Origin of the sequence: Piscinibacter lacus (assembly GCF_016735685.1) — a bacterium.
Taxonomy (GTDB): Bacteria; Pseudomonadota; Gammaproteobacteria; order Burkholderiales; family Burkholderiaceae_C; genus Aquariibacter; species Aquariibacter lacus.
In genome coordinates, this window is sequence record NZ_JAERRA010000001.1 from 1,904,941 (window position 1) to 1,929,236 (window position 24,296).

Sequence of the window (24,296 nt, forward strand, 5' to 3'; positions counted from 1 at the left end):
GGCACCCCCTCCCCATGATTCCCACCCGCAGCACCCAGGCCTGGCAGGCCGCCGACGCCGCCCACTTCCTGCACCCCTTCACCGACTTCAAGGCCCTGGGCGCCAAGGGCGCGCGCATCATCGAGCGCGCCGACAACATCTGGCTGTGGGACAGCGAGGGCCAGCAGATCCTCGATGCGATGAGCGGCCTATGGTGTGTCAACGTCGGCTATGGCCAGACGGCCCTGATCGATGCAGCCACCGAGCAGCTCCGGCAACTGCCCTTCTACAACGCCTTCTTCCAGACGGCCACGCCGCCGGCCATCGCCCTGGCCGAGGCGCTGGCGGCCATTGCGCCGCCGGGCTTCCAGCATGTCTTCTTCGCCGGCTCGGGCTCGGAGGGCAATGACACCGTGGTGCGCATGGTCCGCCGCTACTGGGACCTGCAGGGCCAGCCCCAGCGCCAGCACATCATCAGCCGCTGGAACGGCTATCACGGCTCCACCATGGCCGGCGCCTCGCTGGGCGGCATGAGCTACATGCATGCCCAGGGCGGCCTGCCGATTCCCGGCATCAGCCACATCCAGCAGCCCTACTGGTGGGACCACGGCCGGGCTCAGGGCCTGAGCCGCGAGGACTTCGGCCTCGTTGCCGCCCGCTGGCTGGAAGACGAGATCCAGCGCCTGGGCCCCGAGAACGTGGCCGCCTTCATCGGCGAGCCGGTGCAGGGCGCCGGCGGCGTGATCGTGCCGCCGGCCAGCTACTGGCCCGAGATCCAGCGCATCGCCGACCGCCACGGCATCCTGGTCGTGGCCGACGAGGTGATCTGCGGCTTCGGCCGCACCGGCAACTGGTGGGGCAGCCAGACCCAGGGCTTCCGGCCCGACCTGATGACCTTCGCCAAGGGCGTGACCAGCGGCTACATCCCCCTGGGCGGGGTGATGGTCGGCGAGCGCGTGGCCACGGCCCTCATCGAGCAGGGCGGCGAGTTCGAGCATGGCTACACCTACAGCGGTCACCCGGTGGCCTGCGCGGTGGGCCTGGCCAATCTGAAGCTGATCCAGGAGCTCAAGCTCGTCGAGCATGTGCGCGAGGACGTCGGCCCCTACCTGGCCGAGCAGTTCGCCCGGCTCAAGGACCATCCCCTCGTCGGCGACGCCGAGACCTGCGGTCTGATGGGCGCGCTGCTGCTGGTCAAGGACCGCGTTCGCGGCACCGCCTTCGCGCCCGAGCAAGGCGTCGGCATGGTCTGCCGCGGGCACTGCTTCGGGAACGGCCTGATCATGCGAGCCGTGGGCGATCGCATGATCATCGCGCCGCCGCTCGTCATCACCCGCGCCCAGATCGAAGAACTCGTGCACCGCATCCGCCGCGCGCTCGACCTGACCCTGGCCGACCTGCACGGCCGCGGCTGGCTCTGAGCCCGCCGGCCCCCTTCCTCACCCTGTCGCCTGCTTTCCGGAGTACCACCATGCAAGGTTCCGCCCCGCGTCGCACCCTCACCGGCCGCCTGGCCGCTGCGCTCCTGGCCGCCTTCGGCCTGGCCGCCGCGGGCCCGGCCCTGGCCCAGGAGGAGAAGGTGCTCAATGTGCTGAACTGGTCTGACTACATCGCGCCGGACACCATCGCCAATTTCGAGAAGGAAACCGGCATCAAGGTCCGCTACGACAACTTCGACAGCAACGAGGTGCTGCATGCCAAGCTGGTGGCCGGCAAGACCGGCTATGACGTGGTCATGCCCTCATCCTACTGGGCCAAGGTGCAGGCCGACGGCGGCATCCTGCAAAAGCTCGACAAGAGCAAGCTGCCCAACCTGAAGAACCTCGACCCGACGGTGCAGGAGCTGCTCGCCAAGCTCGACCCGGGCAACCAGTACCAGGTGAACTGGCTCTGGGGCTACACCACCGTCGGCATCAATGTCGACAAGGTCAAGGCGGCCCTGGGCGGCCTGCCGATGCCGGCCAATGTCTGGGACCTGGTCTTCAAGCCCGAGTACATCAGCAAGCTCAAGAGCTGCGGCGTGAGCTTCCTCGACTCGCCCACCGAGGTCATCCCGGCCGCCCTGCACTACCTGGGCAAGCCGGCCTACAGCCGCAACCAGGCCGACTACGCGGCCGTCGGCCCGCTGCTCAAGAGCATCCGGCCCCATGTGACGCTGTTCAGCTCCTCGGGCTACATCAACGACATGGCCAATGGCTCGATCTGCCTGGCCCTGGGCTGGTCGGGCGACATCAGCATCGCGCGCCAGCGCGCGATCGACGGCAAGACCGGCCAGAACATCCAGACCCTGGTGCCCGCCACCGGCGGCATCCTGTTCTTCGACGTGATGGTGATCCCGGCCGATGCGCCGCACCCCGAGAACGCGCACAAGTTCATCGACTACATCATGCGGCCCGAGGTGCATGCCTCGCTGACCAACAAGGTCTTCTACGCCAACCCGAACAAGGCCTCCAAGGCCTTCGTCAAGCCCGATGTGGTGAACAACCCGGCGGTCTTCCCGAGCGAGGCGGACATGAAGAAGATGATCGCGCCGGATGCGCTGACCAACGACATCCGCCGCACCATGACCCGGCTCTACACCAGCTTCAAGACCGGTCTCTGAAGCCCGGGCCGGCCCGGCGCCGGCCCGCTTCCACACACAGGCTCCTACACGCACAGGCGGGAGGGCGGGCATGGCGGCATCCGGCGCGCAGGGCTACTTGCAGATCCAGGATGTGGTGAAGGACTTCGGCGGCGGCGCCGTCGCGGTCAACCACGTCAGCATCGACATCGCGCAGGGCGAGATCTTTGCCCTGCTCGGTTCCAGCGGCTGCGGCAAGACCACGCTGCTGCGCATGCTGGCCGGCTTCGAGACGCCGAGCTCGGGCCGCATCGTGCTCGACGGCCAGGACCTGGCCGGCCTGCCGCCCTATGAGCGGCCGATCAACATGATGTTCCAGAGCTATGCGCTCTTCCCGCATCTCAGCGTCTGGGACAACATCGCCTTCGGCCTGCGCCGCGACGGCCTGCCGCGTGCCGAGGTGGCCGAGCGGGTCGAGCAGATGCTCAAGCTCGTGCAGCTCGACAAGTACGCGCGGCGCAAGCCGCACCAGCTCAGCGGCGGGCAGCAGCAGCGGGTGGCGCTGGCGCGCAGCCTGGCCAAGCGGCCGCGGCTGCTGCTGCTCGACGAGCCGCTCGGCGCGCTCGACAAGAAGCTGCGCGAGGCCACGCAGATCGAACTGGTCAACATCATCGAGCAGGTCGGCGTGACCTGCGTGATGGTCACCCACGACCAGGAGGAGGCCATGACCATGGCCTCGCGGATCGCGGTGATGAGCGAGGGCCGCTTCCTGCAGGTCGGCGCGCCGGCCGACATCTACGAGACGCCGGCCACCCGCTTCGTGGCCGACTTCATCGGCAATGTGAACCTGATGGACGGCGTGCTGCGCAGCGACCAGCCCGACCATGTGCAGATCGACTGCGCCGATTGCAGCCACCATGTCGGCCACGGCATCACCGGCACCGAGGGCATGGCGGTGACGGTGGCGATCCGGCCCGAGAAGATCCGCCTGGGCCGCGCGATGCCCGACACCGGCTTCGGCCCGCACAACCGCGTCGAAGGCACGGTGCGCGACCTGTCCTACTTCGGCAGCTTCACCGTCTACCACCTGGCCCTGGCCAGCGGCGCGGTGCTCAAGATCAGCCAGGGCAATGTCGACCGCCATCCCGACGATGTGCTGAGCTGGGGCGACCGCGCCTGGGCAAGCTGGGCGCCCAATGCCCAGGTGGTGCTGACGCAATGAGCGCCGCCCCTGCCCCTGGCGGATCGCGTCCGGGCGGCCCGGGCCGCCGCCTGCGCCTGGGGCGCGGCGCAGTGATCGGCCTGCCCTATGCCTGGCTGATCGCCTTCTTCCTGCTGCCCTTCCTGATCGTCTTCAAGATCAGCGTGTCCGAGATGGACGGGGTGCGCTTCTCCGACCTGCTGACGGTGCAGGACGGCGTGCTGCAACTCACCGTGCGCCTGGGCAACTACCTCTTCGTGGCCGAGGACGAGCTCTACGTCCGCACCTACCTGCGCAGCCTGGGCTATGCGGGCGCCACCACCCTGCTCTGCCTGGCCCTGGGCTATCCCTTTGCCTACTTCATGGCGCGCGCGCCGCGCCATCTTCAGCCGCTGCTGGTGATGGCGGTGATGCTGCCCTTCTGGACCTCCTTCCTGCTGCGCGTCTATGCCTGGAAGGGCCTGCTCGGCGACGGCGGCCCGGTGGCCGAGCTGCTGATCGCCCTGGGCCTGGACCAGTTGCTGGCCGCCGGCGGCCTGATCGGCAGCCCCGGCAAGCTGATGAACACGCCCTTCAGCCTGCTGGTCGGCATGGTCTACACCTACCTGCCCTTCATGGTGCTGCCGCTCTACGCGACGCTCAGCAAGCTCGACGGCCGCCTGCTCGAAGCCGCCGCCGACCTGGGCGCCACGCCCTGGGCCGCCTTCTGGCGGGTGACGGTGCCGCTGTCCAAGGCCGGGATCATTGCCGGCGCGATGCTGGTCTTCATCCCCTGCGTCGGCGAGTTCGTGATCCCCGAGCTGCTTGGCGGCCCCGAGACGCTGATGATCGGCCGCGTGCTGTGGGACGAGTTCTTCAGCAACAACGACTGGCCGATGGCCTCGACGGTCGCCGTCGTCATGGTGCTGCTGATCGTCGTGCCGCTGGCCCTGTTCAACCGCTACCAGGCCGAGAGCACGGAGGCCCGCCGATGAGCGCCGCAGCCTCCCCCACCGCCCGCCGCAGGCCGCGCGCCCTGTTCGGCACTGGCTTCGCGCGCGGCTTCGGCCGCGGCTGGCTGCTGGCCGTCTTCGTCTTCCTCTACTTGCCCATCCTGTCGCTGATCGTCTATTCCTTCAACGACTCGCCGGTGCCCAACCGCTGGAACGGCTTCACCTTCAAGTGGTACGCCAGCCTGGTGAACGACCGCGAGCTGCTGGCCGGCGTCTGGCTCAGCCTGAAGCTGGCGGTCTACACCGCCTGCGGCTCGGTGCTGCTGGGCCTGCTGGCGGCCTTCGCCCTGGTGCGTTACCGGCGCTTCCGCGGCCGCACGGTCTTCTCGGGCATGGTCAGCGCGCCGCTGGTGATGCCGGAGGTCATCGTCGGCCTGTCGCTGCTGCTGATGCTGGTGTCGGTGCAGCGCGCCTTCGGCTGGCCCGAGCGCGGCGTGCTCACCATCTGGCTGGGCCATGTGCTGCTGGGCCTGGCCTATGCCACGGTCGTCATCCAGGCGCGGCTGCAAGAGCTCAACCCGCAGCTCGAAGAAGCCGCGATGGACCTGGGCGCCCGGCCCTTCCAGGTCTTCGCCCTGGTCACGCTGCCGATGATCACGCCCTCGCTGATGTCGGCCTGGCTGCTGACCTTCACCCTCTCGCTGGACGACGTGGTGCTTTCAGCCTTCCTCAGCGGTCCGGGCTCGACGACGATGCCGCTGGTCATCTTCTCGCGCGCCCGCCTGGGCCTGAACCCCAGCGTCAATGCCATGGCGGCGGTCACCATCCTGATCGTCGCGATCGGCGTGCTGCTCGCCAGCTATGCCATCGCCCGGGCCGAGCGCCAGCGCCAGCGCGAGGCCCGCGCCGGCGCCCGCGACGGCGGCTGATCGCCCGGCCCGCGCCCGCCACCTTCCTCGCCCTTTTCGTTTCCCCCTCGATGCGTCCGACGCAGGAGATTGCCCCATGAACCGCCCCACCCTGCGTGCCCTGCCGCGCACCCTGCTGCTGGCCCTGGCCACCGCCTATCCGCTGATGCATGCCCTGCCCGCGGCGGCGCAATCGGCCAGCGAAGAGCTGCTCAAGGAGCTGCGCGAGCTCAAGGCCCGCGTCGGCGAGCTGGAGAAGCGCCTCATTGAGGCCGAGACCAAGGCCAAGGCGGCGCCCGCTGCCGCCGCGCCCGCCGGCATGACGGCCGAGCAGCAGCAGGACTTCAACCGCATCGCCGTCAAGACCGAGGCGATGGAGGACAACATCGAGACCTGGGGCATCAAGGGCCTGACGATCAGCGGCTACATCGAGCCGGTCTTCATCTACAACCGCAACCAGGACCGCGCCGGCTTCCAGTTCCTCAACAGCCAGAGCGACGGCTACTTCTACGACACCTCCTTCATGGGGGCGGCCTCCATCGACTTCACGAAGGAGACCGAATCCGGCACCCGCTTCAAGCTGACCCTGACGCCGCAGCGCGGCGTGGGCGAGGCGATCGGCGGCGGCATCGTGCAGGAGGCCACCGTCTCCATTCCCCTGTCCGATTTGCAGACCCGCCTGATCGTCGGCCAGGTGCCGGACTGGTCGGGCTATGAATACCAGCAGCCCACGCTGAACCCCTTCACCACCCACAACCTGCTCTACGACTTCACCCTGCCCTTCGGCTACACCGGCGTCGGCCTGGATGTGACACGCGGCAAGTGGTGGATGCGCGGCATCCTCGGCCAGCTCAACCTGACCACGCGCGGCGCGGGCGAGAAGTCGCCGATGGTGGCCTACCGGGTGGATTACTCAAGGGGTGAGTTCCAGGGCTTCGGCTTCGCCGGTGTGCATGGCCGGGTCTTCAACTTCGGCACCGGGACCAACACCACTGCCCACCTCTTCGAGATTGACGGCTACTTCATCCGCGGCGACTGGACCGTGCAGGGCCAGTTCAGCTACGGCCAGCAGGCCGATGCGGCGATCAACGGCGGCGACTCGCGCTGGTATGGCGTTTCGGCCCTGGCCGGCTACTCGATCACCCCGCGCCTGCAAGCCCTGGTGCGGGCCGACTACCTGGAGAACAGCAAGAACGGTGGCGGTTTCTTTGGCTTCAGTTCTCCGGACGGTCGCAACGGCATCGGGCCCGGCGTGGAAGGCTTCGTCCTTGACGAGGGCGGCGCGCCGCTGGAGCCCATCTTCGGTACCCGCGGTGCCGATCGCTATGCCCTGACTCTGGGCCTGAAGTACCTGTTCAACCAGAACACCACCTTCAAGGCCGAGTACCGCTTCGACGGCGCCTCCGAGCGCGTCTTCGAGGACGTGCGCAGCGGCGGCTTCAAGAAGAACAACCACCTGCTCGGTGGCTCGGTCGTCGTCTTCTTCTGAGCCCGGAAACCGCATGAGCTCCAGCGCGCGTATCGATTGGGCCGCCCGCGCGGCCGCCTGCCTGGCGGCCGGGCTGGACGGCCGGGCGCTGATCGACGGTCGCCGCCAGGCCGCGCAGGACGGGCAGACCTTCCTCAAGCGCAGCCCGGTCGACGGCCGCGCGCTGGGCGAGGTCGCCCGCGGCCAGGCGGCCGATGTGGATGCCGCCGTGCGCGCCGCCCGCACCGCCTTCGCCGACGGCCGCTGGGCCGGCCGCCCGCCCGCCGCACGCAAGCGCGTGATGCAGGCCTTCGCCGACAAGGTGCTGGCCGCGCGCGAGGAACTGGCCCTGCTCGAAACCCTGGACATGGGCAAGCCCATCGCCCACAGCCTGGCGGTGGACGTGCCCTCGACCGCCCGCACCCTGGCCTGGTACGGCGAGGCGGTCGACAAGGTCTATGGCGAGATCGCCCCCACCGGCCCCAGCGCCCTGGCCCTGATCAGCCGCGAGCCGGTCGGCGTGGTCGGCGCCATCGTGCCCTGGAACTACCCCATGATCATGGCGGCCTGGAAGCTGGGGCCGGCCCTGGCGGCGGGCAACAGCGTGGTGCTCAAGCCCAGCGAGAAGAGCCCCTACACCGCCCTGCGCCTGGCCGAGCTGGCGCTGGAGGCCGGCCTGCCGCCGGGCGTGTTCAACGTCGTGCCCGGCTACGGCCCCGAGGCCGGCGAGGCCCTGGCCCGCCACATGGATGTGGACGTGCTCGGCTTCACCGGCTCCACCCGCGTCGGCAGGCACATGCTGGTCTGCGCCGGGCAGAGCAACCTCAAGCGCGTCTACAACGAGCTGGGCGGCAAGAGCGCCTTCCTCGTCTTTCCCGACACGCCGGACCTGGACCGCTGCGCCCAGACCCTGGCCGGCAGCATCTTCTTCAACCAGGGCGAGAGCTGCAATGCGCCCTCGCGCGTGCTGGTGCAGGCCGACATCGCTGAGGACTTTGGCCGCCGCGTGGCGGCCGAGGCGCCCAAGTACCAGCCGGCCGACCCGCTGGACCCCTCCACCGTCATGGGCGCGCTGGTCGACGAGGGCCAGCTCCGCACCGTGCTGGGCTACATCGAGGCCGGCCGCGCCGAAGGCGCGCAGTGCCTGGCCGGCGGACGGCAGGCGCGGGCGGAGAGCGGCGGCGTCTATGTCGAGCCCACCGTCTTCGCCGGCGCCCACAACGGCATGAGCATCGCCCGCGAGGAAATCTTCGGCCCGGTCGTGACCCTGATCCCCTTCCGCGACGAGGCCGAGGCCCTGGCCCTGGCCAATGATTCGCCCTATGGCCTGCAGGCCAGCGTCTGGACCGGCGGCCTCGACCGCGCCCACCGCGTGGCCCGCGCCCTGCAGGCCGGCACCGTCCACGTCAACCAGTACGACGAGGACGACCTCACCGTGCCCTTCGGCGGCGTCAAGCAAAGCGGCAACGGCCGGGACAAGTCCCTGCACGCCTTCGACAAGGTCACCGAGCTGAAGACGACCTGGATTCGGCTGGGCTGAAGCGCCCGGCGCGCGCCCGCGGCCTGGGGCTCAGGGATAGAGCCCGCGATCCTGCCGCGCCATCAGGATGCGCTCGCAGGCCACCGCGAAGGCGGCGGTGCGCAGGGGGATGCGGTGCAGGTCGGCCACGTCCCAGATGCGGGCCAGGGCGTCGACCATGATCTTGTCGAGGCGGACATTGATTTCGTCTTCCGTCCAGAAGAAGGACGAGAAGTCCTGCACCCATTCGAAGTAGCTGACGGTCACGCCGCCGGCATTGCAGATCACGTCCGGCACCACCAGCACGCCGCGTTCGCCCAGGATGCGGTCGCCTTCGGGCACGGTGGGGCCGTTGGCGCCTTCCAGCAGCAAGCGGGCTTGCAGGCGGCCGGCCCGGTCGGCGCTGATCTGGCCTTCCAGGGCCGCGGGGATGAGGATGTCGCAGGGCGTGTCCCAGAAGGCCTCGCCATCCAGCGGGCTGGCGCCGGGGAAGCCGGCCACGCCGCCCTGCGCCTGCACATGGGCGGCAAGGGTGTGGGTGTCGATGCCGGCTTCACGGTGCAGGGTGCCGCTGTGGTCCTGCACGGCCACGAGCCGCGCGCCGGCCTCGGCAAAGAGCTGGGCCGCCACGCCGCCCACATTGCCATAGCCCTGCACGGCCACGCGGGCGCCCTGCAGGTTCAGGCCGATGCGGCGGGCGGCCTCCCGCCCGGTGACGAAGACGCCGCGGCCGGTGGCCTTCACCCGCCCCAGCGAGCCGCCCAGGTGCACCGGCTTGCCGGTGACGACGCCGGTGGCGGTGCTGCCGGTGTTGACGGAGTAGGTGTCCATCATCCAAGCCATGATCTGGCCGTTGGTGTTCACGTCCGGCGCGGGGATGTCCTTGGTCGGGCCGATCAGCAGGCCGATCTCGCTGGTATAGCGGCGGGTCAGGCGCTCCAGCTCGCCGCGCGAGAGCCGCTTGGGATCGACCCGCACGCCGCCCTTCGCCCCGCCATAGGGCAGGTTGACCGCGGCATTCTTGATGGTCATCCAGGCGGACAGGGCCATCACTTCCTCCAGCGTCACGTCCGGGTGGAAGCGCACGCCGCCCTTGCCGGGGCCGCGGCTCAGGTTGTGCTGCACGCGGTAGCCCTCGTGGTGGGCCACGGTGCCGTTGTCCAGCTCGATGGGCACGTCGACGATGAGCGCGCGCTTGGGCCGGCGCAGGGTCTCGGCCCAGCGGGCCAGCGGCCCGAGATAGGGCATGACCCGGTCGATCTGCGACAGGTAGGTGCCCCAGGCGCTGTCACCGGTGGGGTGGACATAGGACAGGGGGCTGTTCATGCGCTTATCTCCGGGCGGGCGGCAGGTCGGTGCAGGAACCGTGGGCGACCTCGGCGGCCATGCCGATGGATTCGCCCAGGGTCGGGTGCGGGTGGATGGTCTTGCCGAGGTCCACCGCGTCGGCGCCCATCTCGATGGCCAGGGCGATCTCGCCGATCATGTCGCCGGCATGCGTGCCGACGATGCCGCCGCCGAGGATCTTGCCGTGGCCATGGGCTTCGGGCGAGTCATCGAAGAGCAGCTTGGTGAAGCCCTCGTCGCGGCCGTTGGCGATGGCCCGGCCCGAGGCCGACCACGGGAACAGGCCCTTCTTCACCTTGAGGCCCTGGGCCTTGGCCTGGTCCTCGGTGAGGCCGACCCAGGCGACTTCGGGGTCGGTGTAGGCCACGCTCGGGATCACGCGGGCATTGAAGGCGGCCGAGGCCAGCTCCTTGTCGCCCAGCAGCTCGCCGGCGATGACCTCGGCCGCGACATGCGCCTCGTGCACCGCCTTGTGGGCCAGCATGGGCTGGCCGACGATGTCGCCGATGGCGTGGATGTGCGGCACATTGGTCCGCATCTGCACATCCACCGGGATGAAACCGCGGTCGGTGACGACCACGCCGGCCTGCTCGGCGCCGATCTTGCGGCCATTGGGCGTGCGGCCCACGGCTTGCAGCACCAGGTCGTAGAGGCCCTCGCTGCGGCTGCCGTCCAGGCCCTCGAACTGCACCTTGATGCCCTCGGGCGTGGCCTCGGCGCCGACCGTCTTGGTCTTGAGCATCACCTTGTCGAAGCGGCCCTTGTTCATCTTCTCCCAGACCTTGACGAGGTCGCGGTCGGCGCCCTGCATCAGGCCGTCCGTCATCTCGACCACGTCCAGGCGGGCGCCCAGGCTGCTGTAGACCGTGCCCATCTCCAGGCCGATGATGCCGCCGCCGACGATGAGCATCTTCTTGGGCACGGCCTTCAGACCCAGGGCGCCGGTGCTGTCGACGATGCGATCGTCCTGCGGGAAGAAGGGCAGCTTCACCGATTGCGAACCGGCCGCGATGATGGCGCGCTTGAAGCGCAGCGCCTTCGTCGCGCCGCTGGCCTCGCTGCCCGGCCCTTGCGTCTCGGCCACTTGCAGATGATGCGGGTCGAGGAAGCGGCCGAGGCCGCGCAGGGTGGTGACCTTGCGCATCTTGGCCATCGCCGCCAGACCGCCGGTCAGCTTGCCGATGACCTTGTCCTTGTGGCCGCGCAGGGTGTCGATGTTGACGCTGGGGGCGCCGAAGGACACGCCGAGGTCGGCCATGTGGCGAACCTCGTCCATCACCGCCGCCACATGCAGCAGGGCCTTGGACGGGATGCAGCCCACGTTCAGGCAGACACCGCCCAGGGTGGCGTAGCGCTCGACCAGCACCACCTTCAGGCCCAGGTCGGCCGCGCGGAAGGCGGCCGAATAGCCGCCGGGGCCGGCACCGAGCACCAGCAGGTCGCATTCCACATCGACCGGGCCGGCATGCCGGCCGGCCGGGGTGGCGGCGACGGCCGGCGCCTGCGCTGCGGGGGCCGGGGCCGGAGCTGCCGCAGGCGCGGGGGCTGCGGCCGGCGCCGCAGCGGGCGTCGACGCCACCGCAGCCGATTCCAGCGTGAGGATCACGCTGCCCTGCCGGACCTTGTCGCCCAGCTTGAGCTTGAGCTCCTTGACCACGCCGGCCGCGCTGGAGGGGATCTCCATCGAGGCCTTGTCGCTCTCGACGGTGATCAGGCTCTGTTCGAGCCGCACGGTGTCGCCGGGCTGGACCAGCAGCTCGATGACGCCGACCTCCTCGAAGTCGCCGATGTCGGGCACTTGCACTTCCACGATCGCCATGATGGGCAGGCTCCGGTCAGAGGGCGATGCGGCGGAAGTCCGCCAGCAGCGACGCGAAGTAGAGGTTAAAGCGCGCCGCGGCGGCCCCGTCGATGACGCGGTGGTCCCAGCTCAGGCTCAGCGGCAGCGTCAGGCGCGGCTGGAAGGCCTTGCCATCCCACTTGGGCTCGATCGTGCTCTTGCACACGCCCATGATGGCCACCTCGGGCGCATTGATGATGGGCGTGAAGTAGCGCCCGCCGATGCCGCCCAGCGAGCTGATGCTGAAGCAGCCGCCGCTCATCTCGGCCGGGGCGAGCTTGCCGTCGCGGGCCTTCTTGGCCAGCTCCGACATCTCCTGGCTGATCTGCAGGATGCCCTTGCGGTCGGCGTCCTTGATCACCGGCACCATCAGGCCATTGGGCGTGTCCGCCGCGAAACCGATGTGGAAGTAGTTCTTCAGCACCAGGGTGTCGCCATCCAGGCTGGCATTGAACTCCGGGAACTTCTTCAGCGCCGCGACGGCCGCCTTGATCATGAAGGCCAGTATCGTCACCTTGATGCCGGACTTCTCGTTCTCCTTGTTGAGCTGGACGCGGAAGGCCTCCAGCTCGGTGATGTCCGCCTCGTCATGGTTGGTGACGTGGGGGATCAGCACCCAGTTGCGGTGCAGGTTGGCGCCGCTGATCTTCTTGATGCGGCTGAGGTCCTTGCGCTCGACGGGGCCGAACTTGGCGAAGTCGACCTTGGGCCAGGGCAGCAGGCCCGGGAAGGCTTCGCCGCCGCCGGCCGCCGCGGGCGCAGGCGCCGGGGCCTTGGCCTTCTGCGCGGCGGTCTGCATGCTGCCGACCATCACGCCCTTGACGAAGCCCTGCACATCGGCCTGGGTGATGCGGCCCTTGGGGCCGGAGCCCTTCACCTCGTCCAGCGGCACGCCCAGCTCGCGGGCGAACTTGCGGATCGAAGGCGAGGCATGCGGCAGCGCGGGCTTGAGCGCGCTGGCGGGCTCATGCGCTGAGACGGCCTGGGGCGCCGGAGCCGCTGCGGCGGCGGACGGCGCCGCCGGGGGCGACACCGCCACCGGGACAGCCGCGGTAGCAGCCGTCGCAGCAGCCGTCGCCCCCTGCACGCTGGCGGCTGCGGCCGCCACGGGGGCCGCCGCCGCACCGGCCACGCCGGCCAGCCGGACGATGGGCGTGCCCATGCGGACCTTGTCGCCGAGCTTGACCAGCAGGGCCTGCACCACGCCGGCCGCGCTCGACGGAATCTCCATCGAGGCCTTGTCGCTCTCGACCGTGATCAGGCTCTGCTCGGCCCGCACCGTGTCGCCGGGCTGGACGAGCAGCTCGATGACGGCGACCTCGTCGAAGTCGCCGATGTCGGGCACGCAGACCTCGACCGGCCCGGCGGCTGCGGGTGCGGCGGCCGGGGCCACGGCCACCGTGGCTGCGGCTGCGGAAATGGCGGCCGCGGCGGGCGCTGCGACAGGCGCCGCAGCCGCCGCCGCCGATGCAGCCGGCGCGACCGCATCGGCCACCTCCAGCAGCAGCACCACGCTGCCCTCCTTGACCTTGTCGCCCAGGGCGACCTTGAGTTCCTTGACCACCCCGGCCTGCGAGGACGGGATTTCCATCGAGGCCTTGTCGCTCTCGACCGTGATCAGGCTCTGCTCCGCCCGGATGCTGTCGCCGGGCTGGACGAGCAGCTCGATGACGCCCACGTCCGCAAAGTCGCCGATGTCGGGGACCCTGATTTCAACCAGTGCCATGTGCATGTCTCCCGGCGCTCAGGCGTGGAGCGGATTGATCTTGTCGGCCTTGATGCCGTACTTCGCGAGGGCCTCGGCCACCTTGGTGGCGGGCAGCTTGCCGTCGTCGGCCAGGGCGCGGAGCGCGGCCACCACGATGTAGTGGCGGTTGACCTCGAAGTGCTCGCGCAGCTTGCTGCGGAAATCGCTGCGGCCGAAGCCGTCGGTGCCCAGCACCTTGTAGCTGCGCCCCGCCGGGATGTAGGCGCGGATCTGCTCGGCGTAGTTCTTCATGTAGTCGGTGGAGGCGACGACCGGGCCCTCATGCGCGCCGAGCTGCTCGGTGACATAGGCCTGCTGCTGCGGTACCTCGGGATGCAGCAGGTTGTGGCGCTCGGCGGCCAGGCCGTCGCGGGCGAGCTCGTTGAAGCTGGGGCAGCTCCACACATTCGCGCTCACGCCCCAGTCGCTGGCCAGCAGCACGCGGGCGGCCATGCTCTCGCGCAGGATGGTGCCCGAGCCCAGCAGGTTGACCGTGGGCATGCCCGGGTGGCCGGCGCCTGGCTCCAGCAGGTACATGCCCTTGATGATCTGTTCCTCGGTGCCGGGGCGCAGGCCGGGCATCGGGTAGTTCTCGTTGAGCAGGGTGAGGTAGTAGAAGACGTTCTCCTGCTTCTCGACCATGCGCTTGAGGCCGTGCTGCATGATGACCGCCACCTCGTGGGCGAAGGTCGGGTCGTAGCTGATGCAGTTGGGGATGGTGCCGGCCAGGATGTGACTGTGGCCGTCCTCATGCTGCAAGCCCTCGCCATTGAGCGTGGTGCGCCCCGAGGTGCCGCCGAGCAGGAAGCCGCGCGCCTGCATGTCGCCCGCCGCCCAGGCCAGGTCGCCAATGCGCTGGAAGCCGAACATCGAGTAGTACACGTAGAACGGGATCATGATCCGGTTGCTCGTGCTGTAGCTGGTGGCCGCGGCGATCCAGCTGCTCATGCCGCCGGCCTCGTTGATGCCCTCCTGCAGGATCTGGCCGGCCTTGTCCTCGCGGTAGTACATGACCTGGTCCTTGTCGACCGGCGTGTACTGCTGACCCAGGGGGTTGTAGATGCCGACCTGGCGGAACAGGCCTTCCATGCCGAAGGTGCGGGCCTCGTCGACCAGGATGGGCACCACGCGCGGGCCCAGGGCCTGGTCGCGCAGCAGTTGCGTCAGGAAGCGCACATAGGCCTGGGTGGTGGAGATCTCGCGGCCCTCGGCGGTGGGCTCCAGCACGGCCTTGAAGGTTTCCAGCGAGGGCACGGTGAAGTGCTCGTCGGCCTTGACCCGGCGCTTGGGCAGATAGCCGCCCAGGGCCTGGCGGCGGGCGTGCAGGTACTGCATCTCCGGCGTGTCGTCGGCCGGCTTGTAGAAGGGCAGCCTGGGCAGCTCGCTGTCCGGGATGGGGATGTTGAAGCGGTCGCGGAAGGCCTTGATGTCCTCGTCGGTCAGCTTCTTGGTCTGGTGGACGGTGTTCTTGCCCTCGCCCACCTTGCCCATGCCGAAGCCCTTGACCGTCTTGATCAGCAGCACGGTGGGCTGGCCCTTGTGCTTGACCGCGCGGTCGTAGGCGGCATAGACCTTCTGCGGGTCGTGGCCGCCGCGGCGCAGGTTCCACAGCTCGTCGTCGCTCATGGGGGCGACCAAGGCGGCGGTGGCCGGGTCGCGGCCGAAGAAGTGCTTGCGGACGTAGGCGCCGTCATTGGCCTTGAAGGCCTGGTAGTCGCCGTCCAGCGTCTCCATCATGATGCGGCGCAGGGCGCCGGTCTTGTCGCGGGCGAGCAGCGGGTCCCAGTTGCTGCCCCAGAGCAGCTTGATGACGTTCCAGCCGGCGCCGCGGAACTCGCCTTCAAGCTCCTGCACGATCTTGCCGTTGCCGCGCACCGGGCCGTCCAGGCGCTGCAGATTGCAGTTGATGACGAAGATCAGGTTGTCCAGCCCTTCGCGCGCGGCCAGGCCGATGGCGCCCAGGGATTCGGGCTCGTCCATCTCGCCGTCGCCGCAGAAGACCCAGACCTTGCGGTTCTCGGTGTTGGCGATGCCCCGCGCATGCAGGTACTTCAGGAAGCGCGCCTGGTAGATCGCCATCAGCGGGCCCAGGCCCATGCTGACCGTGGGGAACTGCCAGAACTCGGGCATCAGCTTGGGATGCGGGTAGCTGGACAGGCCCTTGCCGTCGACTTCCTGGCGGAAGTTCAGGAGCTGCTCCTCGCTCAGCCGGCCTTCCAGATAGGCCCGGGCATAGACGCCGGGCGAGACATGGCCCTGGATGTAGAGGCAGTCGCCGCCATGGCCTTCGCTCTCGGCATGCCAGAAATGGTTGAAGCCGGCGCCGAAGAGGTGGGCCAGCGAGGCAAAGGAGCCGATGTGGCCGCCGAGGTCGCCGCCGTCCTCGGGGTTGTGGCGGTTGGCCTTGACGACCATGGCCATGGCGTTCCAGCGCATGTAGGCGCGCAGGCGCTCCTCGATCTCGATGTTGCCGGGGCAGCGGGCCTCGTCCTCGGGCTCGATGGTGTTGACGTAGCCGGTGGTGGCCGAGAAGGGCCGGTCGATGCCGTGCTGCCGCGCTTCTTCGAGGAGCTGTTCCAGCAGGAAGTGCGCGCGCTCGCGGCCTTCGCTGTCGATCACCGCGCCGAGGGCGTCCAGCCACTCGCGGGTTTCCTGGGCGTCGGTGTCGTGGGCGGCCACGGGCCGCTGGGGTTCGGGGACGGCGGACATGGGGAGTCTCCTCGCTCTCTCGGTGAAGCCCGGGGTGGCGGCCGGATCACGGCCGATCCATGGGCCGGATCAGGGGTGGCAAAAGTCTCGCACAAGGCCTATTCATTTTGAATAGCGCTACGTGTTTCTACGATACGAAACATAGCCTGACGGGCTGGCCGCCCTGGAAGGCGCCCGGTCCGGCTTGCGGCGGGCGCGGATCGAGCCCGGGCGGGGCGCCTCGATAATCCGGCGCATGGCCTCGCGCAATCCCGTTCCCCATCTGCCGCTGGGCTTGCGCCCGGCCCCGCGACGCTGGTTCGGGCGCTGGTGGAAGCGGCAGTCGCCGAGCTACCAGGACCAGCTCGCCACCCTGGGCCCGCTGATTTCCGTGCTGCTCTTCCTTGCGGCCATCGTCACGGCCTTCTGGTACCTGCGCAACGAGGAGTTCGAGCGGGAGCAGGAGTCGGTCAAGCGCGACACCGAGATCGCCCAGCAGCAGATCCGCCTGCGGCTGATCGAGAACCAGGAGCAGCTTGTCCGCCTGGCCCGCGAGCTGGCCACCCAGGCGCTCGACAGCGACGAGTTCCGCAGCGAAGCCACCGCCTTCGTGCGCGAACGGCCCGAGGTGGTCGGCCTATCCTGGATCGGCGCCGAGCGACTGGTGCGCATGCCGCGGGTCTCGGGCAACGCGCCGCTGGATTTCGCCCGCACGGTGGAACTGCCGGCGCCCGCGGCCTCGGCCGTTCCGTCGACCCTGGGCACCGAGGCCGACTGGGCCTTCGGCGCGGCGCGTGACTTGCGCCAGCCGGTCTATTCGCGGCCCTTCCAGGCGCCGGGCGGGGCCTGGGTCTTCCAGGTGCATGTGCCGGTGATCGACCGCACGGTCTTCTCCGGCAACTTGGTGGTGGAGTACGCGGCCGAGGCGCTGCTGCGCTTCCATGTGCCCAACGACGTGGTGCTGCGCCACGCCATCAGCCTGGTCGATGCGCAGGAGCGGGTGCTGGCCAGCACAGTCAGCCGGGCCAGCGCCAAGGACGAGCGCGGGCCGCCCTTCGTCTCGGAGGTGGTCGTCTCCCCGGTCGGCAACGGCCTGGTGCTGCGCGGCAAGGGCTGGCGCACCTCGGCCGGCCTGATCGGCAGCACCCTGTTCTGGATGGTGGTCGCGATGTCGGCCCTCACCGTCTGGATGCTGCTGGGCACCTGGCGCCACATGGGGCGGCGCGCGCAGATGCAGACCGCGCTGATCGCCGAGACCAACTTCCGCCGCGCCATGGAGAACTCCATGCTGACCGGCATGCGGGCCATGGACCTCGACGGCCGCATCACCTATGTGAACCCCGCCTTCTGCGCGATGACCGGCTTTGCCGAGCAGGAGCTGATCGGCAAGCTGCCGCCCTACCCGCACTGGCCGGGCGATCGCATCGAGGAGAACATGCGCGTGCTGCAGCAAGAGCTGCAGGGCCGCAGCCCGGCCGGCGGCATCGAGGTGCGCATCATGCGCAAGGACGGCAGCGAGTTCGATGCGCGCATGTACGTCTCGCCGCTGATCGACGCCAAGGGCCAGCAGACCGGCTGGATGACCTCGATGACCAACATCACCGAGGCCAAGCGCGTGCGCGACCAGCTCAGCGCCTCGCACGAACGCTTCACCACCGTGCTGGAGGGGCTGGAGGCGGCGGTGTCGGTGCTGTCGGTGCAGCAGGGCGAGCTGCTGTTCGCCAACCGCAGCTACCGGCTGTGGTTCGGCAGCGATGCCCGCGGCCACGGCTGGCTGGCGGGCGGGGCCGGCAGCCCGGCGCTGCCGGTCGAGGTCGACGAAGCCGTCGACAGCTTCGGCGGCCTGCCGGCCCAGGCCCTGACCCGCGCCGGCACCGATGTGCGCGAGGTGCATGTGGCCGGACTCGACAAGTGGTTCGATGTCCGCGCCCGCTACCTGCAGTGGACCGACGGCCGGCTCGCCCAGATGCTGATCGCCACCGACATCACTGAGCGCCGCCGCGCCGAGGAGCTGACCGCACGCCAGGCCGAACGCTCGCAGCAGACCAGCCGCCTGATGACCATGGGCGAGATGGCGTCCAGCGTCGCCCACGAACTGAACCAGCCGCTGACGGCCATCACCAACTACTGTAATGGCATGGTCTCGCGGGTGCGCAACGACAGCATCCAGAAGGACGACCTGATCGCCGCTCTGGAGAAGACCGCCAAGCAGGCCCAGCGCGCCGGCCAGGTGATCCACCGCATCCGCGCCTTCGTCAAGCGCAGCGGGCCGCAGCGCCAGCCGGCCCAGGCGCAGCAGATCGTCGAGGACACGGTCGAGCTGGCCTCGATCGAGCTCAAGCGCCGCCATGTGGCCATCCAGACCTATGTCGCGCGGCGCCTGCCCGAGATCCTGGTCGACCCCATCCTGATCGAGCAGGTGCTGCTGAACCTGCTGAAGAACGCGGCCGAGGCCATCGACCAGGGCGGCATGCCGACGCAGCGCCGCCGCATCGAGCTGCGCGTCGTGCCACGCCATTCGCCGGACGAGGGCGGCGTGATCGAGTTCAGCGTGACCGACACCGGCCCGGGGCTGCCCGAGGATGTGCTCAAGCGCCTTTACGAAGCCTTCTTCTCGACCAAGACCGACGGCCTGGGCATCGGCCTGTCCCTGTGCCGCTCAATCGTCGAGTCGCACCGGGGGCGGATCCGTGCGGAGAATCTCTACAATGGAACGCAGGTGGTGGGATGCCGCTTCGCCTTCACCCTGCCGGTGGACGTGGAACCGGCCGAAGCCGAAAGCCCCCCGGGCGCCGGTCCTGAAGCCGCCCCCCTTCCCCTGACCAAAACCTCATGAGCCTGATCCCGAAGAAAGGCACGGTCTATGTCGTCGATGATGACGAGGCCGTCCGCGATTCCCTCCAGTGGTTGCTGGAAGGCAAGGATTACCGGGTCAAGTGCTTCGACTCGGCCGAATCCTTTCTCTCGCGCTTCGATCCGCGTGAAGTCGCCTGCCTGATCGCCGACATCCGCATGGACGGCATGAGCGGCCTGGAACTGCAGGACCGGCTGATCGAGCGCAAGAGCCCCCTGCCCATCGTCTTCATCACCGGCCATGGCGACGTGCCGATGGCGGTCACGACGATGAAGAAGGGCGCGATCGACTTCATCGAGAAGCCCTTCAAGGAAGAAGAGCTGCTCAGCCTCGTCGAGCGCATGTTCGACCAGGCCCGCCTGGCCTTCAGCCAGCACCAGGAACAGGCCAGCCGCGAGGCCCTGCTCTCGCGCCTGACCACCCGCGAGAGCCAGGTGCTTGAGCGGATCGTCGCCGGCCGCCTGAATAAGCAGATTGCCGACGACCTGGGCATCAGCATCAAGACGGTGGAGGCGCACCGCGCCAACATCATGGAAAAGCTCAATGCCAACACCGTGGCCGACCTGCTGAAGATCGCCCTGGGCGCCCAGCACATCAAGGCCTGAACCGGGCCGGCCCGCTCTCCCACGCCCCCGAGGCCGCGCATGTCGCGGCCTTTTTCTTGGCCGCGCGCTATCCCCGGCATCAAGGCTTTCAACGCCGGGAACGGCGCGGCCTTGCGATGATCCGACCGAGCCGTGCAGCGCCTGCACGCCCCGCTTCCCAGCCGAACCACGACATGACGCACGACAACCCGCTGCTCGACACCGCCGCCCTGCCCCGCTTCGACGCCATCCGGCCCGAGCATGTCCAGCCCGCGATCGACGTGCTGCTGGCCGAGGCCCGCGCGGCGCAGGAGCGGGCTGTCGGCCCCGAGGTGCCGGCCGACTACGAGGCCCTGTCCGCCGTGCTGGACGTCGCCACCGAGCGCCTGGGTCGGGCCTGGGGCGCCGTCGGCCATCTCAACAGCGTGGCCGACACGCTCGAGCTGCGCGCGGCCTACAACGCCGCGCTGCCGGCGGTGACGGCCTTCTACACCGAGCTTGGCGCCGACGAGCGCCTCTATGCCAAGTACAAGGCCGTGGCCCAGAGCCCGGTAGCGGCGAGCCTGAGCGCGCCGCGCCGGCGTGCCCTGGGCAATGCGATGCGCGACTTCGTGCTGTCCGGCGCCGAGCTGCAGGGCGAGGCCCGCGAGCGCTATGCCGCGATCCAGGCCCGCCAGGCCGAGCTGCAGCAGGCCTTCAGCGAACATGTGATGGACGCGACCGACGCCTACAGCCTGCTCGTGCCGACCGAGCGCCTGGCCGGCGTGCCGGAGGACGTGCAGGCCGCCACCCGCGCCGCGGCCGAGGCGGCCGGCCTGGAAGGCCACAAGCTGAGCCTGCACATGCCGGTCTACATCCCGGTGATGCAGTACGCCACCGACCGCGCGCTGCGCGAGCAGCTCTACCGCGCCCATGTGACCCGGGCCAGCGAGCTGGAAGCCCGGGCCGCCGACGCCGCCGAGCGCGACAACGGCCCGGTGATGCGCGAGATCCTCGCCCTGCGCCAGGAAGAGGCCCGCCTGCTCGGCCACGCGAATTTTGCCGAGGTCTCCCTGGTGCCCAAGATGGCCGGCTCGCCGCAGCAGGTCGTCGACTTCCTGCGCGACCTGGCCCGCCGCGCCCGCCCGCATGCCGAGCGCGACCTGGCCGAGCTGCGCGCTTTCGCCGCCAGCGAGCTGGGCCTGGACGCGATGGAGCCCTGGGACTTCAGCTTCGTCGCCGAGAAGCTCAAGGAAGTCCGCTACAGCTTCAGCGACCAGGAGGTGAAGCCCTATTTCACCGAAGCCAAGGTGCTGGCCGGCCTGTTCGGCATCGTCGAGACGCTGTTCGAGGTCAGCATCCGCCCGGACGAGGCGCCGACCTGGCATCCCGACGTGCGCTTCTTCCGCATCGAGCGCCCGGCCCGCCAGGCGGGCGATGCCGCGCCGGAACTGGTCGGCCAGTTCTACCTGGACCCCTATGCCCGCCCCGGCAAGCGCCCCGGCGCCTGGATGGACGATGTGCGGGGCCGCTGGGCGCGGCCCGACGGCCGGCTGCAAACGCCGGTGGCGCACCTGGTGTGCAACTTCGCCGCGCCGGTCGGCGGCAAGCCGGCGCTGCTCACGCATGACGAGGTCATCACCCTCTTCCATGAGACCGGCCACGGCCTGCACCACCTGCTGACCCGGGTCGAGGACCCGGGCGTGGCCGGCATCTCCGGCGTGGAATGGGATGCCGTCGAGCTGCCCAGCCAGTTCATGGAGAACTTCGCCTGGGAATGGGCCGTGCTGCAGGGCATGACCGCCCATGCCGAGACCGGCGAGCCGCTGCCGCGTGCGCTCTTCGACAAGATGCTTGCGGCCAAGAACTACCTCAGCGGCCTGATGACGCTGCGGCAGATCGAGTTCTCGCTCTTCGACATGCAGTTGCATGCCCAGCCTGGTGCCGAAGCCGATGTGCAGGGCCTGCTCGATGCCGTGCGGGCCGAGGTGTCGGTGAACCCGCCGCCGGCCTTCAACCGCTTCCAGCACAGCTTCTCGCACATCTTCGCGGGCGGCTATGCGGCGGGCTACTACAGCTACAAGTGGGCCGAGGTGCTGTCGGCCGACGCCTACGGCGCCTTCGAGGAAAGCGGCGTGCTCAATCCCGAGACCGGCCGCCGCTACCGCGAAGCCATCCTTGAGGCGGGCGGCAGCCGCCCGGCCATCGAGAGCTTCAAGGCCTTCCGTGGCCGCGAGCCGAGCATCGACGCCCTGCTGCGCCACCAGGGCATGGCCTGAGCCTTGCCGCCGGCGGCCCGGGGACGGGCCCGCCGGCCGGCCGCTGCCTCAGTAGCGCAGCGTCTCCACGCCCTGCGGGGTGCCGAGCAGGCAGACGCTGGCTCGGTGGCGGGCGAAGATGCCCACGCAGACGACGCCCGGCCATTGGTTGATCTCGGCCTCCAGCGCCGCCGGGTCGGTGATGACCAGGCCGCGCACATCCAGGATGGGGTGGCCGTTGTCGGTCATCACGCCGGGCCGCAGCGTGGCCGTGCCGCCCAGGAAGTCGAAGCGGCGGCTGATCTGCGCAGCGGCATGGCCGATCACCTCGACCGGCAGCGGGAAGCGGCCCAGCATGTCGACCCGCTTGCTCGCATCGGCGATGCAGACAAAGCGATCGGCCAGGTCGGCCACGATCTTCTCGCGCGTCAGCGCGGCGCCGCCGCCCTTGATCATGAAACCGCGCGGGTCGATCTCGTCGGCCCCGTCGATATAGACGCCCAGGCGCTCGACCTCAGAGGCCTCGACCACCGCGATGCCGTGCGCCCGCAGCCGCGCGCTGCTGGCCTCGGAGCTGGACACGGCCGCCCGCACCTTGTGCTTGACGGTGGCCAGCGCGTCGATGAAGCAGTTGACGGTGGAGCCGGTGCCGATGCCGATCACGGCGCCGCCTGGCAGCTCGGGGATCTCGGCCAGCGCGGCGCGGCCCACCAGGGCCTTGAGTTCGTCGGAAGTCATGGATCTGCAGCAGGAAGAAGCCAGGGTTGCGCCGAGCTTACCCGGCCGCCGGCCGCGTCCGGCGCGCCGACGCTGGCCGACAATCAAGCCATGGCCCTGATCCCCTACGCCCTGACCCGCCCCTTCCTCTTCGGCCTCGATCCGGAGCATGCCCATGAGCTGACGCTCGGCAGCCTCGCCCGGCTGCAAGACACGCCGGCCCGCTGCCTCTGGACCCAGGACCGCGTGCGCGACCCGGTGACTGTCGCCGGCCTGCGCTTTCCCAACCGCATCGGCCTGGCCGCCGGCCTGGACAAGAACGGCCGCTGCATCGACGGCCTGGGCGACATGGGCTTCGGCTTCATCGAGGTCGGCACCGTCACCCCGCTCGGCCAGCCCGGCAACCCCAAGCCGCGCATGTTCCGCCTGCCCGAGCGCCAGGCCCTGATCAACCGCCTGGGCTTCAACAACGAGGGCCTGGACGCCTTCCTTGCCAACGTGCAGCGCGCCCGGCGCTTTCGCGCCGCGGGCGGCCTGCTCGGCCTGAACATCGGCAAGAACGCCGCCACGCCCATCGAGCGCGCGGTGGACGATTACCTGATCGGCCTGGCCGGCGTCTACCCGCATGCCGACTATGTGACGGTCAACATCTCCAGCCCCAACACCCAGAACCTGCGCAGCCTGCAAAGCGACGAGGCGCTCGACAGCCTGCTTGGCGCCCTGCAGGCGCGCCGGGCCGGGCTGGCCGCGCAGCACGGCCGCCAGGTGCCGATGTTCCTGAAGATCGCGCCGGACCTGGACGAAGCGCAAGTCGGCGTGATCGCCGCGACGCTGACCAAGCACGGCCTGGACGGCGTCATCGCCACCAACACCACCCTGGCCCGCGAAGCGGTGGCCGGCCTGCCGCATGCCCAGGAGGCCGGCGGCCTCTCGGGCCGGCCGGTCTTCGACGCCAGCAACCGCGTGATCCGTCAACTGCGCGCGGCATTGGGCCCGGGCTTTCCCATCATCGGCGTGGGCGGCGTGCTGAGCGGCGAGGACGCGCGGGCCAAGATCGCCGCCGGCGCGGACCTGGTGCAGATCTACACCGGCCTGATCTACCGCGGCCCCGAGCTGGTGGCCGAGGCGGCCCGCGCGCTCGCGCGCAAGGGCTGAGCCGGCGCGGGCTGGCCCGGTTTCAGCAGCGGCTGCCCGTCGAAGGGCCGCGTGCCGGGCGGGAGCAGCTTCCAATCGATCAGCACCTGCGCGATCTGCTGCGCATACCAGTGCTGCCGCGCGGCGGTCGCCTCCGAGTGGTAGGCGCCGACCGCCCGCCAAGTGTTGCCGTGCCGCTCGACCAGCCGGCGGTAATGCGCGGCGGCCACCCGCGCCGCCGTGCAGCCGTGCTTGAGCGCCTCGGCATCGATGCCCTGCGCCGCGAGGCGCGGGAAGTGCACGCTGTTGATCTGGAAGGCGCCGACATCCACCGTGCCGTTGGCATTGCGGTTCAGCGCCTGGCTGCGCAACCGCGATTCATGCCAGCCGATGGCCCGCAGCACATGCCGGTTGATGCCCTCGGCCCGGGCCGCTTCGTCGATGCAGTCCCCCGTCCGAGCCCATGAAGGCAGCGCCGCCGTCCCGAGGGCCAGGACGGCGGCGGCAGCGACAAGGCGAAGCGGAACCAAACGGTGCATGGGCCGCGATGGTGCCGCAGACGGCCCCGACCGCCGGCCGGA

The 24,296-nt window shown here is 69.7% G+C and carries 17 protein-coding genes; 11 read left to right on the forward strand and 6 right to left on the reverse strand.

All coding sequences use genetic code 11. The features are described 5' to 3' along the window. The first annotated feature begins 14 nt into the window (after positions 1 to 14). From JI742_RS08545 to JI742_RS08575, 7 genes are all read left to right on the forward strand, one after another. Complete coding sequence (locus JI742_RS08545; RefSeq protein ID WP_201825566.1) at positions 15 to 1,400, forward strand: aspartate aminotransferase family protein; 1,386 nt, start codon at positions 15 to 17, stop codon at positions 1,398 to 1,400. A 50-nt stretch (positions 1,401 to 1,450) separates the two neighbouring features. Beyond that, a complete protein-coding gene (locus tag JI742_RS08550; protein ID WP_201825570.1) occupies positions 1,451 to 2,581 on the forward strand; it encodes a polyamine ABC transporter substrate-binding protein in 1,131 nt (376 codons plus the stop codon). Between the two features lie 70 nt (positions 2,582 to 2,651). Next, positions 2,652 to 3,761 (forward strand): ABC transporter ATP-binding protein, encoded by a 1,110-nt coding sequence (locus tag JI742_RS08555; protein ID WP_201825572.1) that lies wholly within the window; start codon positions 2,652 to 2,654, stop codon positions 3,759 to 3,761. Further along, positions 3,758 to 4,714 carry an ABC transporter permease gene (locus JI742_RS08560; protein WP_201825575.1) on the forward strand — a complete coding sequence of 319 codons (957 nt, stop codon included), beginning with the start codon at positions 3,758 to 3,760 and terminating at the stop codon, positions 4,712 to 4,714. The genes JI742_RS08555 and JI742_RS08560 overlap by 4 nt, the downstream gene beginning before the upstream one ends. After that, positions 4,711 to 5,601: an ABC transporter permease subunit gene (locus JI742_RS08565; RefSeq protein ID WP_201825577.1), complete on the forward strand. Its 891-nt coding sequence runs from the start codon at positions 4,711 to 4,713 to the stop codon at positions 5,599 to 5,601. Before JI742_RS08560 ends, JI742_RS08565 begins: the two co-directional genes overlap by 4 nt. Positions 5,602 to 5,677: 76 nt before the next feature. After that, a complete protein-coding gene (locus JI742_RS08570) occupies positions 5,678 to 7,069 on the forward strand; it encodes a DUF3138 family protein (RefSeq protein ID WP_201825580.1) in 1,392 nt (463 codons plus the stop codon). Between the two features lie 13 nt (positions 7,070 to 7,082). Further along, complete coding sequence (locus JI742_RS08575) at positions 7,083 to 8,588, forward strand: aldehyde dehydrogenase (RefSeq protein WP_201825583.1); 1,506 nt, start codon at positions 7,083 to 7,085, stop codon at positions 8,586 to 8,588. 30 nt (positions 8,589 to 8,618) lie between these two features. Here the strand turns inward: JI742_RS08575 and JI742_RS08580 are convergent, their stop codons facing one another. Genes JI742_RS08580 through aceE form a run of 4 tightly spaced genes read right to left on the reverse strand, consistent with a single transcriptional unit; the run spans position 8,619 to position 16,210 of the window. Further along, positions 8,619 to 9,893 carry a Glu/Leu/Phe/Val family dehydrogenase gene (locus tag JI742_RS08580; RefSeq protein WP_201825586.1) on the reverse strand — a complete coding sequence of 425 codons (1,275 nt, stop codon included), beginning with the start codon at positions 9,891 to 9,893 and terminating at the stop codon, positions 8,619 to 8,621. Positions 9,894 to 9,897: 4 nt separating this feature from the next. Beyond that, complete coding sequence (lpdA, locus tag JI742_RS08585) at positions 9,898 to 11,733, reverse strand: dihydrolipoyl dehydrogenase (protein WP_201825589.1); 1,836 nt, start codon at positions 11,731 to 11,733, stop codon at positions 9,898 to 9,900. 16 nt (positions 11,734 to 11,749) lie between these two features. After that, a complete protein-coding gene (gene aceF, locus JI742_RS08590) occupies positions 11,750 to 13,480 on the reverse strand; it encodes a dihydrolipoyllysine-residue acetyltransferase (RefSeq protein WP_201825591.1) in 1,731 nt (576 codons plus the stop codon). A gap of 18 nt (positions 13,481 to 13,498) precedes the next feature. Then, complete coding sequence (gene aceE, locus JI742_RS08595; protein WP_201825593.1) at positions 13,499 to 16,210, reverse strand: pyruvate dehydrogenase (acetyl-transferring), homodimeric type; 2,712 nt, start codon at positions 16,208 to 16,210, stop codon at positions 13,499 to 13,501. 235 nt (positions 16,211 to 16,445) lie between these two features. On the opposite strand from aceE, the gene JI742_RS08600 reads away from it, so the two are divergent. From JI742_RS08600 to JI742_RS08610, 3 genes are all read left to right on the forward strand, one after another. Continuing rightward, the gene (locus tag JI742_RS08600; RefSeq protein ID WP_201825595.1) at positions 16,446 to 19,025 is read left to right on the forward strand and encodes a PAS domain-containing sensor histidine kinase; all 2,580 of its coding nucleotides are present in this window, start codon (positions 16,446 to 16,448) and stop codon (positions 19,023 to 19,025) included. Further along, positions 19,022 to 19,648: a response regulator transcription factor gene (locus tag JI742_RS08605; protein WP_201825597.1), complete on the forward strand. Its 627-nt coding sequence runs from the start codon at positions 19,022 to 19,024 to the stop codon at positions 19,646 to 19,648. Before JI742_RS08600 ends, JI742_RS08605 begins: the two co-directional genes overlap by 4 nt. A gap of 173 nt (positions 19,649 to 19,821) precedes the next feature. Continuing rightward, the gene (locus JI742_RS08610; protein ID WP_201825599.1) at positions 19,822 to 21,885 is read left to right on the forward strand and encodes a M3 family metallopeptidase; all 2,064 of its coding nucleotides are present in this window, start codon (positions 19,822 to 19,824) and stop codon (positions 21,883 to 21,885) included. A 48-nt stretch (positions 21,886 to 21,933) separates the two neighbouring features. Here the strand turns inward: JI742_RS08610 and rpiA are convergent, their stop codons facing one another. Further along, entirely contained in the window at positions 21,934 to 22,602 is a 669-nt protein-coding gene (gene rpiA, locus JI742_RS08615) for a ribose-5-phosphate isomerase RpiA (RefSeq protein ID WP_201825602.1), read from the reverse strand. 90 nt (positions 22,603 to 22,692) lie between these two features. On the opposite strand from rpiA, the gene JI742_RS08620 reads away from it, so the two are divergent. Then, positions 22,693 to 23,736 carry a quinone-dependent dihydroorotate dehydrogenase gene (locus JI742_RS08620; protein ID WP_201825604.1) on the forward strand — a complete coding sequence of 348 codons (1,044 nt, stop codon included), beginning with the start codon at positions 22,693 to 22,695 and terminating at the stop codon, positions 23,734 to 23,736. Here the strand turns inward: JI742_RS08620 and JI742_RS08625 are convergent. Beyond that, complete coding sequence (locus JI742_RS08625) at positions 23,679 to 24,254, reverse strand: lytic transglycosylase domain-containing protein (protein ID WP_201825606.1); 576 nt, start codon at positions 24,252 to 24,254, stop codon at positions 23,679 to 23,681. The genes JI742_RS08620 and JI742_RS08625 overlap by 58 nt on opposite strands. Positions 24,255 to 24,296: the final 42 nt, after the last annotated feature.

What these genes read in the sequence shown, in the direction of transcription:
- aceE (WP_201825593.1), bottom strand. Translation starts at nt 16,210, where the DNA reads ATGTCCGCCGTCCCCGAACCCCAGCGGCCCGTGGCCGCCCACGACACC.
- JI742_RS08555 (WP_201825572.1), top strand. Translation starts at nt 2,652, where the DNA reads ATGGCGGCATCCGGCGCGCAGGGCTACTTGCAGATCCAGGATGTGGTG.
- JI742_RS08625 (WP_201825606.1), bottom strand. Translation starts at nt 24,254, where the DNA reads ATGCACCGTTTGGTTCCGCTTCGCCTTGTCGCTGCCGCCGCCGTCCTG.
- lpdA (WP_201825589.1), bottom strand. Translation starts at nt 11,733, where the DNA reads ATGGCGATCGTGGAAGTGCAAGTGCCCGACATCGGCGACTTCGAGGAG.
- JI742_RS08605 (WP_201825597.1), top strand. Translation starts at nt 19,022, where the DNA reads ATGAGCCTGATCCCGAAGAAAGGCACGGTCTATGTCGTCGATGATGAC.
- JI742_RS08575 (WP_201825583.1), top strand. Translation starts at nt 7,083, where the DNA reads ATGAGCTCCAGCGCGCGTATCGATTGGGCCGCCCGCGCGGCCGCCTGC.
- JI742_RS08610 (WP_201825599.1), top strand. Translation starts at nt 19,822, where the DNA reads ATGACGCACGACAACCCGCTGCTCGACACCGCCGCCCTGCCCCGCTTC.
- JI742_RS08560 (WP_201825575.1), top strand. Translation starts at nt 3,758, where the DNA reads ATGAGCGCCGCCCCTGCCCCTGGCGGATCGCGTCCGGGCGGCCCGGGC.
- JI742_RS08545 (WP_201825566.1), top strand. Translation starts at nt 15, where the DNA reads ATGATTCCCACCCGCAGCACCCAGGCCTGGCAGGCCGCCGACGCCGCC.
- JI742_RS08550 (WP_201825570.1), top strand. Translation starts at nt 1,451, where the DNA reads ATGCAAGGTTCCGCCCCGCGTCGCACCCTCACCGGCCGCCTGGCCGCT.
- JI742_RS08580 (WP_201825586.1), bottom strand. Translation starts at nt 9,893, where the DNA reads ATGAACAGCCCCCTGTCCTATGTCCACCCCACCGGTGACAGCGCCTGG.
- JI742_RS08600 (WP_201825595.1), top strand. Translation starts at nt 16,446, where the DNA reads ATGGCCTCGCGCAATCCCGTTCCCCATCTGCCGCTGGGCTTGCGCCCG.
- rpiA (WP_201825602.1), bottom strand. Translation starts at nt 22,602, where the DNA reads ATGACTTCCGACGAACTCAAGGCCCTGGTGGGCCGCGCCGCGCTGGCC.
- JI742_RS08570 (WP_201825580.1), top strand. Translation starts at nt 5,678, where the DNA reads ATGAACCGCCCCACCCTGCGTGCCCTGCCGCGCACCCTGCTGCTGGCC.
- aceF (WP_201825591.1), bottom strand. Translation starts at nt 13,480, where the DNA reads ATGGCACTGGTTGAAATCAGGGTCCCCGACATCGGCGACTTTGCGGAC.
- JI742_RS08565 (WP_201825577.1), top strand. Translation starts at nt 4,711, where the DNA reads ATGAGCGCCGCAGCCTCCCCCACCGCCCGCCGCAGGCCGCGCGCCCTG.
- JI742_RS08620 (WP_201825604.1), top strand. Translation starts at nt 22,693, where the DNA reads ATGGCCCTGATCCCCTACGCCCTGACCCGCCCCTTCCTCTTCGGCCTC.